The sequence below is a fragment of the Kineothrix sp. MSJ-39 genome (assembly GCF_018917935.1).
Classification (GTDB): Bacteria; Bacillota; Clostridia; order Lachnospirales; family Lachnospiraceae; genus CAG-194.
Window position 1 is genome coordinate 1 of the sequence record NZ_JAHLPN010000002.1, and the last position, 18,764, is coordinate 18,764.

An 18,764-nucleotide genomic window follows, 5' to 3' on the forward strand; every position below is an offset into this window, starting at 1 on the left:
AGGTTTATGGATTAGCCAAGACATTACGCGAGTAAACTCGCATAAGCGGTTCCCACCAGCCCGGACAGACGGTTTCCCGTCTACCGGACTGGCGGTGTTACCGCACAAGAATATTCAGTCAAACCTCATCTATTCATTTAAAATTCCATTACCTCTTATTTACAGACGTTATTTTATCAAGTAACACAAAAAATGGCTTTTCAATATATTTCATTCTTAAAAGCTCTAATATAACACAAACCACATAAATTCCCAAAACTACCAAACATACATAAATTGGCATCCATTTTGTATAATAATGTTCTACACAATTAAACACAGTTACCCAAAGAAACTTCCTCATTGTGTCACTATTTGCATGTATTATCAATACCCCAAACGTAGCACTTGCAATTGTATTTATGATTTTACTGTTTTTAATTTTTAAGTTCTTGAACAAAAAGAATAAAGATACAGATGCCAATATTGGCAATAACTTATTACAATTACTTACCATATAGTACGCACTATCAAAACCGTGTTTGCTCGCAATAAAATCTACATATAATATACTCACACACATTAATAAAACAGATACACAAATTCCTAACAATCCCATTTTAATATTATCATATTTTAACGGATATAAACGCAAATAGCCTCCTATCATATATGCACTAATAAGCCATCCAGTAAAATTAAATGTGTCATGTTCTAAAAAGGTTGCCATAACCATAAAATATCCTAAAATTAATAATATAAGATATTGATATTGCTTCTTTGTCATATTATTTGCCAAAACATTTAATATAGGAATAGCTAACATTAATATCATCATGGTTCCTATGTAACCCACATTGACATCATAAACCACATTTAATATTAATTTATATAGCCCTTGCGCATCCAAGCAATAGTAACCTGTACAATGAAACAATATTGCAGATAAAAAGCTCCAAAATTTAATGGTAAAATATAACTTTAATATTTTCCTTACGCTCGTTCCTTTTTTTACAGAAAAATAACCTGTAATAATTGTAAATGTATTAATTGCTGTTCGTCCCCACATTCCCACTATTTGTAGAAAAATCATATTAAAATTAAGCCTATTGTAATCAAATTCAAGAGTAACACCCGAATTTACCACATAATGATGTGCTATAATTGATATAATCATAAATATTCGCAACAATTCCAGATTGCTATTTCTGGCTCCTACCGTTAAGCATTTCTTCTGCATTACACTCTCCATTATTTAGCTATATATAATTACGTTTACATGCTATTACTAAATCACATATCTTATCTACATCCTCAAGATTCAAGTCTGCAAACAATGGTAATGTCAATACCCGAAGACTCAGATGCAAAGCCACCGGCGTCTCATTAACATCAAATTCATTATGAAAACAATCAAATGTATTTGTTAATGGATAAAAATACTTTCTAGCCCCTATCCCATGCTCTGCAAGTTTATCCTGTACTTCATTACGACTTGCACCAAATTTCTTTTCATCAAATACAACTGGAAAATATGCATAATTACTCTCCACATTTTCCTGTATAGGATTTAATTGAATTCCATCTATTCCTGACAGTCGCTCACGATACCTTTCAACAACCGTTTTTCTTTTTTCTATTTCAGTTTGCAAATGTCTCAAATTACATAAACCCATCGCAGCACAAAATTCATTCATTTTTGCATTCGCGCCTACTCCATCAACAACTTCTTCATTTCTGATACCAAAATTTTTTAATCTGCTAAGTGCATGCCCAAACTCCCGGTCACTATAGCAAACACATCCTCCTTCTATACTATTAAATACTTTCGTTGCATGAAAACTAAAACAAGAAACATCACCATAAGAACCAATTCCTTTTCCTTTATACGTTTCTCCAAATGTATGTGCAGCATCATATATCACTTTTAGTCCATATTTCTTTGCAATTTTATCTATTGCCTCTATATTGCAAATATTTCCATAAACATGTACAGGAACAATTGCACATGTTTTATCTGTAATTAATGACTCTATTTTATCTGAATCAATTGTAAATGTCATTGGATCAACATCGCAAAACACAGGCTTCAAACCATTTCGAACAATTGCATGCGTTGTCGAGGCAAATGTGAAAGGTGTTGTTATAACTTCACCTTGAAGATTTAATGCCTGCATAGATAATTCTAAAGCCATATGCCCATTAGTCAGCAATTCGACATTATCTACCTGCATATAATCTATTAATTCTTTCTGAAACTTCTGGTGTTTCTCCCCCATATTAGTAAGCCAATGCGTGTCCCATATAGATTTAATTTCTTCTATATATTCGTCCAAATCAGGCATAGATGATCTTGTGACCAAAATTTTATTTTCCATATCATTTCCTCCACCAGCACTTATTATATCTTGCTATTTTTTTCTTATAATTTTCCAAATATATAACAGAGCTTGTTGTTTTGTTATATATGATAAACCAATATAAATACCCCCGCCTAATAAAATCTGAATGACTAATATACAAATACTGGGGATATGAATGAACTTTAACGGATAAATTATCAGGGCCATAATTAAAGATAACACGAACCCTGGCATCATATCTTTAATCTGTTCACCGAATGGATAATTTATCATCTTTTTATTCGGAGCCGCATTAACATACATACTCAATAAATCTGTTACTACCAGACTATATGCCATAACCAAAGGCCCATATTTCATTGCTATTACAATTGATACTATTCCAATAATTTTTTTTATTGATTCCAGTTTCAAAAAAAGATCACTTCTGCCAAGAGCCTTTAACGCTTGCAAATTTGATGTATGAATCGGCCATAATCCATACGTAAAGCAAAAAATACGAATATATGGTACACAAGGCATCCATTTATCTGTCAATATGATCTTAACAAACGAGTCTGCAACTACACCAAATCCAATCAGCAACGGCCACAATATATATGAACATATCTGTATTGCCCTTTTAGTCATCTCTTTTATTTTTTTTCTATCATCCTGATAAATTGCTAATGCAGGAAAAAGTACACTACTAATTGAAGAATCGACATTTGCTACAACCAAATTAGGATATTTATCCCCCTGATTATAATAAGCCAAATCTTCAGATGTATATTTTCTACCTATAATCAAACTTCTAAGCTGTCTATAACCTGTGTCAAGTAAAGCTGAGGCAAGCAATTTCCATCCATATGCTAATAATAATTTTGCTCTTTTCCACGAGCACATTAATTTAGGACGCCAACATACAGTAAACCACAATACCAAAGTATCTGTACACGTATTAGTTAAATACTGAACCACTAAAGCCCAAACTCCATATCCTCTATACGCCAATATAATGCCGACAATTCCCGACACCACTGTGCCAAATAAGGTAGACCAAAAAAATCTTTTAAATAGCATATTTCTTGAAACATATGCTTGTTGCACAGAATTTATTGAAGCAACAATAATTCGAATTCCCAGCACTCTCAGTACTTTAGTTAAAATTGGCATATGATAAAAAACTGCAATATATGGAGCTGCTAAAAATAATATAATATATAAAATAATGCCCAATAATATATTAAAATAAAACACAGACGAAAAATCCAAATCATCCGCATCTTTTTTTTGAATTAACGCATTCCCAAAGCCACTAGATACAAAAACATTTGCAATAGTAATAAATACCAAAACCATTGTCACTGCACCATAATCTGCTGGTGATAGCAATCTTGCTAATACAATTGAAACCACCAGACTAATTACTTGTGCAGAAATTCTTTCTCCAAACTTCCAAATCAGCCCATATAGTACCTTTGATTTAAGTGAATTATTCTCCATCTTTTTACCTATTCTACTTAGTATTACTCTATTTTAAAATATTCTTTACAAACTTTAGCAAACTCTTGAACACTATATTTACATTTATTGTTTTTCTCTTCAAAGTTTTTTTTCACTAAATGCATGGTATTCTTGGCATATGCAATTTCATCTTCTGAAAAGCCAAAAGCAACTCCCAAAGGTCTTTTCTCACCCGGATAATAGTCTTTCCATGTTTTCCCCTCTTCAGGTATTACAATAGATATGCAGCCGCATAATGCAGCTATATGTGAGTAAGCCGTTTGCAAATCATATGATATACAATATTGTGACTCATTAAACGTTCTAACTTTATCCATTTCTGACAAGTTATCTATAACAATTCCTTCATATTTTGAAGGCAAATCCTTCCTAAGAGCCCCCTTTCGCACAATATAACAAGTGCCTTGTCTTTTCCCTGTATTCACATTTTTATATAAATTCAAATCAAAATATTCCAAATATAATTTACGTTTTAAAGGATTCAATTTCTCGTCGTTGAATACATCTCTATAACAAAAGAATAAGTCGTTTTTCCCATAGGCATCACTTGAATAACGATTATAATAGAGAAACCACCTCACAACATTTTTAGCTCTAAAATAATTTCCATACACAACATCTGGATATACTACTACTGTATTTTCATCTACAATAGGAAACAATTTTCTTTTACATCCTTTTACACTTAAATTCACATATCCCGCATATTTCTCATTATGTGCAAAATGCTCTTCTCCAAATGTTTTTATAGCTATGATTTTTGACAGATCTTTTATTAAAAAAATAATATGTTTAATCCAAAATTTAATTCTATGGCCCTTTTTATAATAGGAAGCTCCTGAATAGTATATGGATGAATTATAACCTAAATCCTGTAATGTTTTACATAACAAGTGCAAAACAACTGCTCCACCATATTTCTGACGTGGTGATACAATAACGTACTTTATCTTCTTCATAAAACCTGTATTCCTTTACACTATACAACCCATAAATGCCATATAATACACTTTATTAAAAACTTTAAATTTCTATAAGTATCCCCTTGGTTTTTATTAATAATATGCATTACTTCCTTTATACTTGGTAAATATTGTTTCATTCTTCTACGAATATCTCTATCGTGACTCATCCACATTAAAGACAAGACACTCATTCTTGATATAAAAGCAAAATAATGTGCTTCTTCAATTAATTCATCATCACTACAATTCTCTTCAAACCAAACTTTTAAACCGTTTGCAACATCTATTATAGATAGTTTTCCATCATAAAATGCCCTATGAGATTGAGAACCTTCACGAACAAACCAGTGATACAACGGTCGATTGTCAAAATATACCTTCTTGACGTTATAATACAATTTTAAAATAACATCATAATCTTCTAATTGACAACCCTCTGGAAAAAACAAGTTACTCTTTAATGATCTATGGTAAATTTTATTCCACATAGCCCCCCATGCATGTTCAGTTTGCAGAAAAATATCTTCAATTATTCTCTTAGTATCTTTGATACCACTTTCTATATCATCATACTTATTTCTTGTACTTCCATCTTCATAACAACTTAATGTAGCACACCCACTGATTAAGACACTATTTATAATAGCATTTTGATGCAAAATAGCATACATATCTTTGTCTATAATATCATCATTATCCACAAACCCAATCCATTCTCCTCTTGCCATTTCAAGAGCCTTATTTCTTGCTGCTGCTTGCCCTGAATTAGCTCCGTGTACGACTAAAAATCTAGAATCTTTTCTACAAAAATCATCACAAATTTTTCCACTAGAATCTTTACTTCCATCATCTATTAAGATAACCTGTAGATTAGTGTAGGTTTGCTCTCTTATGGAATTTAGACATTCTGTTAAATATTTTTCACTATTATAAACTGGAATAATTATACTTATCAAATCTTTATTATCCATATATAAGTCCTTTTTCATCTATCTAATATCAAAACATCCTCTGCCCCCAGAAATCCTAACGGTATCTCCGATTATCATATTCCCCATATCAGAAACCATAAACTTTGCTAAATTAGCCACTTCCTCTGGCATAACATATCTGTTAACAATATTATCCAAACAATATATACTGTTACCAGTTTCATATCCTATCAGTTCTGTTGCTGTAGCTCCAGGAGCAATTGAATTGACAATGATTCCACAAGGGGCAAATATCTTAGCCATTCCTTCGACCAGTCCTTTTAACCCCCACTTAGAAATTCCATACGGAGACCATGCCGGTTCATCACCCCTAGAGGACGAAATAATTAATATATGTCCTTGAATTCCATTTTCCTTCATATATTCTCCAAATGCTTGACATGCAAAAAATGTTCCCTTTAGGTTTATATCCATTACTCTAGAATATTCCTCTGGAGTGATATTCCAAAAACTAGCATTTTCTGTATGTACACCTGTTGAACTTACTAATATGTCAATTTTATTATAAATACTCACAGCTTTTTCAACAAATTCATTCATTTTATCTACTTCTCTATAATCAAATTTCAAAATAGATATATTATTACTATTTAACTCAGTCTGCATCTTTTGCAATTTCTTCTCATTCGTCCCTGATATAATAACTTTACATCCACTCTGCAGAAAGCCCTTTACTATTGCCTGCCCAATTCCTCCACTTCCACCACACACTAATGCAACCTTACCAGACAGAAGGTTATCCTTGTCAACATAATAGGGAATCTCGACTTTCTTTTCCTCTTTTGTCATCATTATTATATTTTTTATTATATTTCTTACGCCCATTCTCTTCTACATCCTTCCATATTTTCGAGGGGTTTTTTTTCTTGTTGAAATACCAATGGCTATTTGAGGACTCAACCAACACATCATTCCCTTTAGTTTTCGCTTTAACGATATTGGTCCAAAATTTGCCGAAAAGGGATATTTATGACATTCTCTTATAAAATTTCTATACTGTTCCCTATTCTTTTTCTCCGCTCCAGATCTATGCATAATTAAAAGCATTACATAGTAGACATTCCAATTAGCATATTCTAAGGCTCTTCTCATAGTTCTAGTATCAAGGTATAATTCATCTCTCATAATGTTTATTGCCTTTATACTACTTGTAGCAATATTAGGTCTATAAATTGACATACCACTTGTATTATTATCCAGTCGATAATAATACACACCTTTATAACCTACTGCCACCTTATCTGAATGTTGAAAACACTCTACTGAAAAAGCATAACCCTCTCCTCCAAATAATTCTTGATGAAATCTGATATTATTTTTATATATAAGTTCTCTACTTACCAGCTTATTCCATGGTCCTATTTCAATATTTGCATACAACATTTGAGCAGCTGCCTTTTCTCCACTCCAAAGTTCTACTTCATCTTCTTTTTTTTTCTCACTGTAAGTACTATTTTTTTCTGTATACATAACTACTTGTGGTACCAGTGACATATTAGCTCCCATCCGCTTAATCAGATTTAAGTGGTATGATATATAATCCATAGCTAAAATATCATCCTGATCTACTATACATATATAATCACCCTTAGCTCTATCAAGTCCACAATTTCTCGTTTTACTTACACCTTCATTTTCTTTATGAATTACTGTGAATCGTTCATCAGCAGCAGCGTATTTGTCCGCAATTCTACCAGATCCATCTGTAGAACCGTCGTCTATTAATAAAACTTCTATATTCCGGTAATCTTGTCTCTTTACCGAATTTAAACACTTTTCCAAAAAGGTTTCACCGTTATATATTGCAATAATTATTGTTATTAAGGGATTTCCAGTCATAGTACCTACTCTCCTATATCTATCATACCGCCTATACAATGTAGCTTAAATATGTTTTAGTTTTCTTTCTTTCTTCTTTTAATATTTCCTCTAACTTCTGCGTCTTTTTTAATTCATAAATTTGATCTAAATCATTATCTGCGGAAATTAGATGATCTCTTATATCCAATCTATCAATCAAATCTAACAATTTGTTTTTATTACTTTCCCTTACCATAACAGCATATCTAGCTGAATATTTAGCAGCAAAGATTGTCCCATGAAATGTATCTGTGATAACAAATTCAGCCATTCTAAATGCTTCCAGGACCTCAAAAGGAGTAAGAACCCAAAATTTACTAATCCACATTTGTGGTGCACCAATAGCTACCATTTCAAGTCTTTTTTCTTTGCAAAATTTTTTTATAGCATTAATTTCATTTTTATCCTTTATTCTGTTAAAATATGAATAAACTATGCAATACTTTCTCCTATTGGGCGGTTCAAAATTACATGCCAGCATTTCCTTTGTGAAGTCGCCCACCAATACAGGATCCAGATTATATTGAATATTTTTTGAAGTTAACTTTTTTACAAAGCTATAAGTGTTTTTATCTCGGACTGAAAAATGCTGTATATGTTCAAATGATGTCTTAATTTTATTCTTTACTGGATGTGGAAGTTCTTCATAAGTTGTCGTTCCACAAGACGCAGCATATGTCATAATATTTTCAGCCTGCTTTATATTCCCAAAAAGTTGACTTGTAAACCCCCATGGAGAACTTGTCATGCAATTAAAAACTTCATCGCTACCTATTACTGCCCAATCATAATCTTCCTTTATTAATTCTTTATTAAGTTTTAGTTCGTCGTTCATAAAGCGTTGAAATTCTTTTTCCTGCTTTGCAGCTCTGATTTTATTCCATATTCTATTAAAAAAATATTTATCTACATGCTTTAATTTTTCAACAAAATTATTTGCAACATCTGTCTCAGAACGATAGTCTGATTTATTATTATTCATTAATAAATCGTCTTCCCTATTAGGCTCAATATCTATAAAAGAGACTGAATCTCCATTTTCTTCTATGAGCTTTTTTAACGAATAACTCTGTAGAACTGAGCCAAAATTAGATACTCTTTGCATGGATAAGATACATACCTTCATTATTTTTTTCTCCATTTTTATCCTTTTTTATAATATATATTATAGAAAGCATTACACCACTTAAAAAGCCAGTAAATGTGTCTCGTAACGTCGAATTATAAAAGAACATAATCAACATGATTACTGCCAAAATAGCAGATGAATCAATCCATATAAGTCTTCTCACATCATGTATAACTTTCTTCATACAAACGCTTTGGAGCGCCGAATATAATATTACTCCAAGATTAACCATAACTCCAAATATACCTGTCTGTAAAAATACCATCGAGCTGGAAAAATAGTCATATTGAAGCACAGAATTCAATTTATAGAATTCACTATGCGTAGAGCAATTTCCTACACCAAATCCAAATAACCAGTCTTTTATACTATCAAAAAACAGATTTCCTAATTGAGGAAATACCTTCACTCTGCTAATTCTATATACTCCAGAGCCACTACCAGCTCCTAAGTAATCTAAAATGTTATTTATTGACAACAAAAATAATCGGTCTGGATTAAGCATCAAAAACAAACTCAAGCCACCTAAAACTGCTAATCCGCCACCAAATATTAACAAAGTTTTCCGCTTCATTATTTTTTTGCTAATATGAACATTCAATAAAATTGCCATTACCATGATAATAATCATTTCAAAGAAAAACATGTTTATTTCAGCTAGTACGCTTATTCCCATTGTAGTCAAAAAGTTAATCATTAAATCACTAATTGACAACTTGTGATATAAAAACCTTACTAATGAAATGGAAAAAACAAATACGCACAATATATTCTGTATAGAATTACATCCCTGAGTATTACCAAAGGTTCCTCCCACATAATCCTTTCTCAATCCCATAACCGCAAATTGATATAGCATTACCAAAAAATTAATACGCATTAACCACGTTACAATGTAATAGAATATATCTATATATACAATTGATAAAGTAAGCGTTCCCAGCAATACGCCCAAAATCATTCTTAAATATGGTCTGAATTCGTAAAAGAAATTTGCGACACTTGTTCCTTCATTTATAAAAATAGACATAAACATAACTAGTAGAAATAAGATAAACCAAATCCAAATATCTATATCGCTTTTATTTAGCCTTCCCCTCCTTAATCTTATAGCCAAAAAAATTATTCCCCATACAAATACATCAAATAACGGCATAAAAATATATGACATTCCAAAATTCTCAGTAAAAAATCTATACAGCAGAGGAAGGAATACCGCTAAATATGTCCATACATGAATATTATCTTTTGTCACTCTCATAATATCTCCCCCCCAATTAATGCATAATAATTCTCATTGGATTCCCTACAACAGTACAATTATCTGGCACATCTTTATTTACTACCGCTCCCGCTCCTATTTTAACATTTGAACCAATTTTAATATTTCCAATAACTACAGCATTAGCATAAATACATACATTATCGCCAAAACTAGGTGTTGCTATACCATTTATTTCTGTTTTAGGATTTTTACCCACAGTTACTCCTTGATAAATATTTAAATTTTTGCCTGCTTTATTTAATACAATTACACATCCTTGTCCATGAAATATGGACAATCCTGATCCTATATCTCCCCATAAGTCAATATCTTTTTTATTCTTCAAAATCATCTTGGACACATAAAAAAGAACATCATGCTTATAATACTTTAGACGATAATAATATTGCGCTCTGAAAGTTGTATCAAAAAGTAGCATATAGCTTAAAGCTATGATTGTATTTTTCTTTCTGTATGTATTTTTATATCCACATGCTTTTAAATCACCATTTACAAGTCGCCTAAAATCAGAATCAGATAACATTGCCAAACAAGGAATCCATGTAATTAAAATACCTATGAGTGCAATTATTTTTCTTATTTTATCAATCATTTTAATCCTTTCATACAGAAAATCTATTTTTAAACTTCATTGTTATTTCAATCATAAAATACCACTTTTTTTTAATAAACAGATTTACTATTTTTGATGCTTTTCTCAATCCTTTATCATTGTATTCTTTCATTATTTGTTGTAATTTCACATTTTCGCATATGTTTTTTACATTTTTTCGTGCATTGTGTATTCCGTTTTCACTTGCAAATTTATATTCTAATTTTATACTATATCGTGCAATTGCAATTAAAGTTGTATTTAATCTAGATACGCATTGCTTCTCAATTTCTAGTTTTTTTGCTTTGGACAAAATAACATCATATAATACCACTTGACTATCAAATCTGTTTTTTCGGTATTTAGTTGTCAGCGACCCCTCATTATCGCAATAGTAATAGTCTGCTATTTCAGATACACATACTCCCTGAGACAATGGATAATAATCAAAATCAAAATCCAAATCTTCACTAATTAATTCTCTTTCTGATTTAAAGCGGAGTTTATTTTTCTGAATAATATCATTTGATAGTAATACCATACATACTGACATTTCGATATAATCTTTTCCACTACTATCTGCCCCACACATCCTTGGCAAAATTTCCTCAGCAACATTTCCGTAAAATACTTTGCCACTACAAGTATTAGTGTTTTTCTCTTCATGTGTTGCATATACTTTTGTATGACCTGCCAAACAAGTGTCTGTATTTGTATTAATAATGAGATTATACATTTTTTCTATATGTTTCTCGCCTATATAATCATCACTATCTATAAATGTAATATACTTACCATTTGCTAATTCTATGCCCGAATTTCGTGCATATCCTAAGCCCTCATTTTTTTTATGAACAACCCTGATTCTCTGATCTTTCATGGTATATTGATCACAAATAGTCCCGCTTGTATCTGTTGATCCATCATCAATTAAGATGATTTCTAAATTTGAATAACTCTGTTTTAATATAGAATCTATACATCTAGCCAAATACTTTTCCACGTTATACACAGGTACTATAATACTTATTAACTCCACTTTACACCTCATACACATTTTCTAGTTCTTTTATTGTATTCCTAATAGAGTACCCTCGTTGATCAACAATTGCAGGATACTTTTCCCTATCATTTAAAGAAATAAGATTATTACAAATTATATCAGCCCATTCTTTATCTGTTGCATCTAATGACACTATTTTAGCTCTATCCGTTATCAAAATTTGCTTATCTATTGTATTTGAAAAATAACATTGGAGTCCCATGGATTGCGCCTCTATTCCAACAATAGGTAATCCTTCATATAACGACGGCATAAGAAATACATCAAATGCACTATAATATTCCTCTGTATTCATCTGCTTTCCCGCAAATATAATACTCTTTTCATATCCTATCTTTTTTACCAATTCCTTAATTTCATCAATCTTTTCACCCGTACCAACTAAAATCAATTTAGCATTTTCTATACGCTTCTTTATCTCTCTAAAAATTGCTATGATTTTTTCATGGTTCTTTTGTTCAGAAAAGCGTCCTATATGCCCTATAACCAATTCATCCAAAATATGATATTCCCTTCGGATTTTTTTTCGACTTTGCTCATTATAAGAAAATTTCTTTGTATCTATTCCATTATTTAATATTTTAACTTTTTTTATGTCCAAACCAAAAAGCCACTTCGCCGCTTCTACAGAGCATGCAATTTTTTCATATGCCACCCAATTTACAATAGGTCTAAAAACAGCATTTATAAAAGGCGAGTAGCCATTTCCATTATGGCTATGCACAATAACCTTTATGCCATAGAAGAAACAAAATGGAAATACATATACAATTTCAGAAGCAGCTCCCGTTTGTATATGAATATAATCATATTTCGAGCCATTTGTTTGATAAAAAGTCAACATATCCTTTAACCATTTAATAGGATTCTTTTTGATTTTTTCAACAAAATAAATATGTCTTTCATTGTTGTAAAATTGCAAAATCTCATTTTCAAATACACAATGATCTGTCCCATGCACTAAAAAGTCATATTCGTATTTCTCCCGATCCGAGAATATTGTACTATTATATATAAAAGTTTCAACTCCCCCCATTCTCTCTGTTAAACCAATAACAAGTATTCTTTTCGGAGGTTCTTTTATCATTTGTTGTCTCCCCTCTTTCCAATTTTTAGACATATCTTGTACAGCATTTCATATGGTAATGGTATTCTAAACATTTTTTTCATATACCCTATCTTCCATCTGCTTAACATAAATTCCCTTTTTAATTCAGACAAATGAAATAAATAATAAATCAAGTTATTGGGATCTGCCAAATACTGGGTTTGTCCCTCATCGTAGAAGCGAAATTTTCCAAACATTTTTATATCATATAAAGTTGGTTTATTACCCACCTGGTTCAAGTATTCAAATAAATCTTCAGCATTATACTGAGTATTTTCAAAGATTTGACATTTCTCAATCTTTTTAATAAAATCCAGCGCTCCCTTTTGTATTTTCATCACACATTCAAACTCATAAGAAGGCTTTCCATTCTCTAAATATTCATATGGATATCTACAAGCTTTAACAATTCCATTTTCCATCTTATAGCTCTTCACAGAACCATTTTGCTCCAAAAACAGGGTTTCAAAAAGTCCTACAAATCCTTTTCTTTTATCCTGTGCATGTAAGTCATTTTTAAAATCAAACAAGTATCCCTTCAAACTTAGTTGTGGAATAACTGCCACATTTCTTTTATAATAATCCGCTACTCCTATATAATATCCCTTTATTTCATTATCTATTTCTAATCTATCAAGAGTCTCCGTCAAATAACGTTGCATTCCGCCGGACCATCCAATATCTACAATAGCGAACTTCCCTTTCAAACTATTCTGTTTTATATATTTTTCCAAAGCCACATATTCCTGTTTAGATTTACGTATTATGTCAGGCTTAAGTTCATCATATAACGCCCTTAGATCATTTCTCTTTCCTATAGATTTCCGTTCAAAACTAGTTTGTTTATCAAATCCATATTGAAATAATAATTGATCATATTCATCGATATCAAGCCCCACTCCATCAAATATTGTTTCTATAGGCAACATCTGTGATGGTGATATCATATCTAATATAGTTTCAAATTCGCAATCCATCCATAAAATAGGAATACGTAAACTCCTTCGAGAAACTTCTAAATAATATGACTCAATATTATCATGTTCAAGTAAATCAAAAGCTTTTTTCATGATTAAACCATCTCTTGAGAAAAAATATACCTTTTTTATATTCTCACTCAATAAATTCGACTTTATCCATTTTGCATATCCCCATAAAAACATTCCAAATTTTTCATATCCAAATTTGTAATATTCATCTTCACCCCAGGGTAATGTATTATTAATAAATGACTTAAGCATATTACAATCTATAGTATCATCTTCTCGAACTGAAGCCTTTGTCTTTTTTATTCGATTTGGTATGTGCAACACAGAAATCCCCAATTTTCTTGGTATTTTATAATCTCCCTTCCATGAATCACCAATATGCAACATATCCTTTGCAGCAATGTTATTTTCATCAAGAACCCAACGAAATAAATCTCCTGACAGTTTTGTTTTCATCACACCACAAGAAACGTATAACTTTGAATAACCGCAAATGCCTTCCCTCTGCAATATTTTCTCAATAACATTTACTGGCAAATACATATCTGATATTAGTAGTATTGTCTTTTTTTGTTTTATACAATAATCATATATCGACTTTATATCTTCATTTACTATCAGCATTTCACTCTCTACAGCCAGTTCAATTTCCATTAATTTTTTATTCAGATAACTTTCTCTTGAATAAAAGCTATATATTTGTTCTAGCGATACCTCTGTTTTCCATGTATCTCTTGCTTTCTTTTCCGCATTTATCCTCTTTTCAGCAAAACTCTGGATTTGATACTTCTGTTCAATATATCTAAATACATCTGTAGGGCTATCAACCAATCTCTTTAATAATGTATCAAATACATCAAACGATATAATTGAATATTGATTAATCATTTTGAGTATATGAGTTTGATCTATAACCCCTGTATTTATTTGTCTCTTTATTCTATATAATATATTTCTATTTTTACTCATTGAATAATTTTCCTACTATATTTTCAAATTTTGTACAAAAGCTATTATTATTAATTAAAACATCTCTAGGCATCTTCTCTATAATTTCATCATAATTTGTTAATGTTTCCTCTATCTTATCAATTTCTTCAACTACAATGATATTATTCAAACGTCTAGCCACTTCTTTACAAAATTCCAATTGATGATTGTTAACATGCTCGTTATACATTTTTTGACGTGGCACAACAATTGGTATTTTTTTTATTTGTAATGGAGCCAAAAAACTAGACGGTCCTCCATGTGTAATCACAATTCGTGCATCTGAAATTAATTTATTCATTTTAGAATATGATATAATACTGTCCCATTGACAATTCACCGGCTTATACGTGCAAAAGCCTGTTTGCATAATAACATCTTCCTTAATTACACCCTTCCCCTTTAATTCATCTATTTTTTCAACAAGTCTATTAAATTGTTGTTCATGTGTACCTACTGTTACAAATATCATAGTATCCACCTATTTTAAAAAATACTTCCTAAATTTATAGCCTTAGGATAAACTTTTTTCATTTCTTCCCATTGAACAATAAATCTGTCCGCTACAGGATATACCAGCTTTCCCGTAATAGTTGAATGATCTATCCGATCAAATACCTCAATATATATACACTTTGCTCCCAATAACTTTCCTATATAAAAAAAAGGAACCGCAACAGCTGCGCCAGAAGATATTATCAAATCCGGTTTTTCTTTTCTAAGCACTTTCCATGCTAAATGCGTATTAATCAAAAGTGCCTTAAGACTTCTATTAGTTGGATAATAACATGGAATCATTCTTTCTTCATCCAGCAGGCTTCTCGCATCCTCTTTGTCAAAAGTAACCCAAAATCTTTCTTTATCTTTCCAAAAAGGCTTCAACATATACAAATGCGTCAAATGCCCCCCTGATGATCCTACTAAGCATACTTTCATTCTTAAACCCCCTTCTTTATATAATTTCATGCGTGCCAGATTACTATCCGACACGCACATTTTATTTTCTTATTCAATCACAACTCCACCTAAAATTGAAACGCCGTTCCCTCGTATTTTGTATACAACATTTTTAATATCATCATATGTTGATACTCCCTCTACCTCAATCAATACAACGCCTTGCGAAATTGCCATTTTCTCGTATGAATCCACAGAATAGATAATTGAATTTCCTACATTAACTACTTCAATATTCGTCTTTAGCTTTTCTTGTATTTCATTTATTATCTGGTTAACTCTATTATCATGGGATGTCGTTGTTATAAATATATTGTTAATATGATTCTTTTGCGCCAATATCTTTATTGTAGAGCTAATCATTTCGACACTATCTTTTTGAGATATTTCATATTTTGAATTAAATAACCTCTTTATACAACTGTCAATCCTGCTTTTTGTCTTCTTAGGTATAAATCCCAATATATTCCCATTAAAATAGCCTTCTACTCCATCTGCCATTCTCAATTTTCCACTTAATAAATATAAAATAATATACCAAATAAAACATAAGAAAATACCAGCAAGAAAACCTAACAATATCATTTTATTATGAACAAGGGACGGAGACATAGAAATATTGGTATGATCTATCTCATCCATGACCTCATCACTTATCTCCTCATCTCCAGCCAGCAATTTCTTCCAATCAGCATACGCATAATAATAATTTTTTTGTTTTTCTGTCATCCCATTCGTCAGATAGACCACGGCATTTTTGGAATTTGTAATTGTAGTTGCCTGTGCTGTTTGGCTAGTTAATACAGTTGCATCTGCATTTTCTGTATAATTTTCCGTAATTAATAACAAATCATAATTACCATACATTTTTTTAAGGCTGGCATCACATTTATTCACTTCACTTTTTAATATCTCAGCAGCCCCTTCACATTCTTGCCTATCTCTAGCAATAATCTTAAAGGTAATATTATTATCTGTAATATTTGTTGTTAATAGTTCAGCTATATACGCTGCATCAACATCATCTCCCATAGTCTCCGCAATCTGCTTGTACACGGCATCTGTTCTTATTCCTTGGTCAAATGAATCTAATATAGAAGCTGTATAATCTTTAACATTTATTTCTGGATATTCCACCTTATAATGAGTATCCACACTGTACTGTAGTTCCACAGTAGGTATACAATTAGGATCAATTTGCATCTTTATAGATTTATAACTATAATCTAAAGCATTATTATAATACTCCATTAAATCCAAATAGGCATTTGCTGCTTTTTCAACTTCAACTATTTCACGTTCACTAAGCGCAGACTTATACGATTCTGCATTAGCCTCTGCCGCTTTTATTTTGGACTCTTTTTTTTCTGTCTCAGTCATTTGTATCAAATCATTCTCTACTTGAATCGCGCGATATTCCTTCATTACTGCTAATCCATTGAAAAGTATTGCAAATACAATTGCCCATACGATCATTGCTCTCCATTTTAAGCAAACACGCATCAACATATCCTTGATACTGATTGACATTTCCATTCCCTCATTTTTTCCGCTATTTGTTTCCATCATTCGCTCCTTATTTATGATATTTTTATATAGTTCTCTATTTCGCACCTTTTCCAAACAACACAACGCCTACCGTCTGCAGCATAATCTTAAAATCAAGCGACAGTGACCACTTATCAATATACTCCAGATCCAGCTTCACTACATCTTCAAACTCCGTGACCACACCACGTCCTTTGACCTGCCACATACCGGTCAGACCGGGGGTAATGCTCATTCGTCTGCGGTAGTAATTGTTGTATTGCTCAAATTCGTCCTCTGTTGGTGGTCTGGTACCCACCAGGCTCATATCACCCTTCAGGACGTTAAAGAACTGCGGAAATTCGTCAATGCTTGTTTTACGAAGGAATTTACCTACCTTCGTAATCCGGGGATCATGCTCCATTTTAAACATAAGGTTGTCCCCCATCTCATTTTGTGCCTGCAGTTCTTTTTTCCGTTCTTCCGCGTCGATATACATGGAGCGGAATTTATATATTTTAAAACGTCTTCCGTTTTTACCAATTCTGGTCTGTTCAAAGAAGACCGGACCCTTGGATTCTAATTTAATAGCAAGTGCCACAAAAGGTGTCAGCACAAGCGTGATCAGACTGCCCATAAGACCGCCGAGTATGTCGATCGCGCGCTTCACGAAAATCCTGCGGTAATCAAGATACTGCAAAGAGAATGTCATAACTGCGAATCCTGCGAATCTTCCCGCAGTCTTTCCTTCCAGATCCAGTTCCTTTACTTCTACATTATAATGGGTTGTCACACCCATTGTTTCAAAGTCGGTGATGTAGGAACGGATCTGCTTCGCCGGAATACCGGGCAGATACATGAACACCTGATCAAGTGGCATCTGGCGGGATACGTCAAACAGGTTGTACTGATTCGCCACAACCGGAATCCCTGCGATCTCTTCCCCGACCATATCACTGTTCATAACGGCAACGGAAGTCACCTCATAATCCCATGCCTTGGCATCCTTAATCTTCCTGATGATCTCCTCCGCATATTCTGCTTCTGTCACGATCATGAGCTTATCACTGTTATTACTCTTGGAATAGTAATCCAGCATAAACACCTTAAAAATACAATGCAGCGCAAAGGTATAAACCGCATTTGCCACCGCAAAATAACCAAATATCAGGCGGGAATAGTCCCCTGCAATATGTGTCAGATACAAGATAACCACGATTGCAATCATCATGACAATATCGTATTTCAGGACGGCAATTCCTTCTACAAAAAATCCTCTCCGGAAGAAACCTCTGTTCCAGTCAGACATAACACCATAAAGCACGCAAAACAGCATCATGTAAATACCTACAGTATAATTCAGCTGTACGCTGATTGCCTGATGCACATTGCCAAACCGGAGTAGCAACGCTGTCATGTAAGCTCCAAATACAGCGACAAGATCTATCAATATTAAACT

Annotated in this window: 17 protein-coding genes; all 17 read right to left on the minus strand. The window is 32.3% G+C overall.

The genetic code is table 11. The annotated features are described in order from the left end of the window. Nucleotides 1-148: 148 nt before the first annotated feature. Nucleotides 149-1,219, minus strand: a complete 1,071-nt coding sequence (locus tag KQI22_RS01690) for an acyltransferase family protein (RefSeq protein WP_216550359.1) — start codon at nucleotides 1,217-1,219, stop codon at nucleotides 149-151. Between the two features lie 19 nt (nucleotides 1,220-1,238). Then, complete coding sequence (locus KQI22_RS01695) at nucleotides 1,239-2,357, minus strand: DegT/DnrJ/EryC1/StrS family aminotransferase (protein WP_216550360.1); 1,119 nt, start codon at nucleotides 2,355-2,357, stop codon at nucleotides 1,239-1,241. A gap of 33 nt (nucleotides 2,358-2,390) precedes the next feature. Beyond that, nucleotides 2,391-3,827: a lipopolysaccharide biosynthesis protein gene (locus KQI22_RS01700; protein WP_216550361.1), complete on the minus strand. Its 1,437-nt coding sequence runs from the start codon at nucleotides 3,825-3,827 to the stop codon at nucleotides 2,391-2,393. Nucleotides 3,828-3,850: 23 nt separating this feature from the next. Next, a complete protein-coding gene (locus tag KQI22_RS01705; protein WP_216550362.1) occupies nucleotides 3,851-4,807 on the minus strand; it encodes a hypothetical protein in 957 nt (318 codons plus the stop codon). 20 nt (nucleotides 4,808-4,827) lie between these two features. Then, nucleotides 4,828-5,784, minus strand: coding sequence for a glycosyltransferase family 2 protein (locus KQI22_RS01710; RefSeq protein WP_216550363.1), 957 nt, complete (start codon nucleotides 5,782-5,784; stop codon nucleotides 4,828-4,830). Nucleotides 5,785-5,802: 18 nt separating this feature from the next. Further along, entirely contained in the window at nucleotides 5,803-6,630 is an 828-nt protein-coding gene (locus KQI22_RS01715) for an SDR family NAD(P)-dependent oxidoreductase (RefSeq protein ID WP_216550364.1), read from the minus strand. A gap of 6 nt (nucleotides 6,631-6,636) precedes the next feature. After that, nucleotides 6,637-7,644 carry a glycosyltransferase family 2 protein gene (locus KQI22_RS01720; protein WP_216550365.1) on the minus strand — a complete coding sequence of 336 codons (1,008 nt, stop codon included), beginning with the start codon at nucleotides 7,642-7,644 and terminating at the stop codon, nucleotides 6,637-6,639. Between the two features lie 31 nt (nucleotides 7,645-7,675). After that, nucleotides 7,676-8,791, minus strand: a complete 1,116-nt coding sequence (locus tag KQI22_RS01725; RefSeq protein ID WP_216550366.1) for a polysaccharide pyruvyl transferase family protein — start codon at nucleotides 8,789-8,791, stop codon at nucleotides 7,676-7,678. Beyond that, nucleotides 8,754-10,055: a hypothetical protein gene (locus KQI22_RS01730; protein ID WP_216550367.1), complete on the minus strand. Its 1,302-nt coding sequence runs from the start codon at nucleotides 10,053-10,055 to the stop codon at nucleotides 8,754-8,756. The genes KQI22_RS01725 and KQI22_RS01730 overlap by 38 nt, the downstream gene beginning before the upstream one ends. Nucleotides 10,056-10,071: 16 nt before the next feature. Further along, nucleotides 10,072-10,671, minus strand: coding sequence for a serine O-acetyltransferase (locus tag KQI22_RS13970; protein WP_305854753.1), 600 nt, complete (start codon nucleotides 10,669-10,671; stop codon nucleotides 10,072-10,074). A 10-nt stretch (nucleotides 10,672-10,681) separates the two neighbouring features. After that, nucleotides 10,682-11,710: a glycosyltransferase family 2 protein gene (locus KQI22_RS01740; protein WP_330623213.1), complete on the minus strand. Its 1,029-nt coding sequence runs from the start codon at nucleotides 11,708-11,710 to the stop codon at nucleotides 10,682-10,684. Nucleotide 11,711: 1 nt separating this feature from the next. Continuing rightward, nucleotides 11,712-12,821 (minus strand): glycosyltransferase, encoded by a 1,110-nt coding sequence (locus tag KQI22_RS01745; protein WP_216550369.1) that lies wholly within the window; start codon nucleotides 12,819-12,821, stop codon nucleotides 11,712-11,714. Further along, nucleotides 12,818-14,800 (minus strand): HAD family hydrolase, encoded by a 1,983-nt coding sequence (locus KQI22_RS01750; protein ID WP_216550370.1) that lies wholly within the window; start codon nucleotides 14,798-14,800, stop codon nucleotides 12,818-12,820. Before KQI22_RS01750 ends, KQI22_RS01745 begins: the two co-directional genes overlap by 4 nt. Then, the gene (locus tag KQI22_RS01755) at nucleotides 14,793-15,293 is read right to left on the minus strand and encodes a glycosyltransferase (RefSeq protein ID WP_216550371.1); all 501 of its coding nucleotides are present in this window, start codon (nucleotides 15,291-15,293) and stop codon (nucleotides 14,793-14,795) included. Before KQI22_RS01755 ends, KQI22_RS01750 begins: the two co-directional genes overlap by 8 nt. 14 nt (nucleotides 15,294-15,307) lie before the next feature. Then, entirely contained in the window at nucleotides 15,308-15,757 is a 450-nt protein-coding gene (gene pssD / locus KQI22_RS01760; RefSeq protein WP_216550608.1) for a PssD/Cps14F family polysaccharide biosynthesis glycosyltransferase, read from the minus strand. Between the two features lie 69 nt (nucleotides 15,758-15,826). Then, nucleotides 15,827-17,344: a hypothetical protein gene (locus tag KQI22_RS01765; RefSeq protein WP_216550372.1), complete on the minus strand. Its 1,518-nt coding sequence runs from the start codon at nucleotides 17,342-17,344 to the stop codon at nucleotides 15,827-15,829. A gap of 37 nt (nucleotides 17,345-17,381) precedes the next feature. Next, complete coding sequence (locus tag KQI22_RS01770; protein WP_253293463.1) at nucleotides 17,382-18,755, minus strand: sugar transferase; 1,374 nt, start codon at nucleotides 18,753-18,755, stop codon at nucleotides 17,382-17,384. Nucleotides 18,756-18,764: the final 9 nt, after the last annotated feature.

Coding starts and splice junctions, on each gene's coding strand:
- KQI22_RS01730 (WP_216550367.1), bottom strand. CDS start 10,055: ATGAGAGTGACAAAAGATAATATTCATGTATGGACATATTTAGCGGTA.
- KQI22_RS01750 (WP_216550370.1), bottom strand. CDS start 14,800: ATGAGTAAAAATAGAAATATATTATATAGAATAAAGAGACAAATAAAT.
- KQI22_RS01700 (WP_216550361.1), bottom strand. CDS start 3,827: ATGGAGAATAATTCACTTAAATCAAAGGTACTATATGGGCTGATTTGG.
- KQI22_RS01725 (WP_216550366.1), bottom strand. CDS start 8,791: ATGAAGGTATGTATCTTATCCATGCAAAGAGTATCTAATTTTGGCTCA.
- KQI22_RS01720 (WP_216550365.1), bottom strand. CDS start 7,644: ATGACTGGAAATCCCTTAATAACAATAATTATTGCAATATATAACGGT.
- KQI22_RS01695 (WP_216550360.1), bottom strand. CDS start 2,357: ATGGAAAATAAAATTTTGGTCACAAGATCATCTATGCCTGATTTGGAC.
- KQI22_RS13970 (WP_305854753.1), bottom strand. CDS start 10,671: ATGATTGATAAAATAAGAAAAATAATTGCACTCATAGGTATTTTAATT.
- KQI22_RS01715 (WP_216550364.1), bottom strand. CDS start 6,630: ATGGGCGTAAGAAATATAATAAAAAATATAATAATGATGACAAAAGAG.
- KQI22_RS01755 (WP_216550371.1), bottom strand. CDS start 15,293: ATGATATTTGTAACAGTAGGTACACATGAACAACAATTTAATAGACTT.
- KQI22_RS01765 (WP_216550372.1), bottom strand. CDS start 17,344: ATGGAAACAAATAGCGGAAAAAATGAGGGAATGGAAATGTCAATCAGT.
- KQI22_RS01710 (WP_216550363.1), bottom strand. CDS start 5,784: ATGGATAATAAAGATTTGATAAGTATAATTATTCCAGTTTATAATAGT.
- KQI22_RS01705 (WP_216550362.1), bottom strand. CDS start 4,807: ATGAAGAAGATAAAGTACGTTATTGTATCACCACGTCAGAAATATGGT.
- pssD (WP_216550608.1), bottom strand. CDS start 15,757: ATGAAAGTATGCTTAGTAGGATCATCAGGGGGGCATTTGACGCATTTG.
- KQI22_RS01745 (WP_216550369.1), bottom strand. CDS start 12,821: ATGATAAAAGAACCTCCGAAAAGAATACTTGTTATTGGTTTAACAGAG.
- KQI22_RS01690 (WP_216550359.1), bottom strand. CDS start 1,219: ATGCAGAAGAAATGCTTAACGGTAGGAGCCAGAAATAGCAATCTGGAA.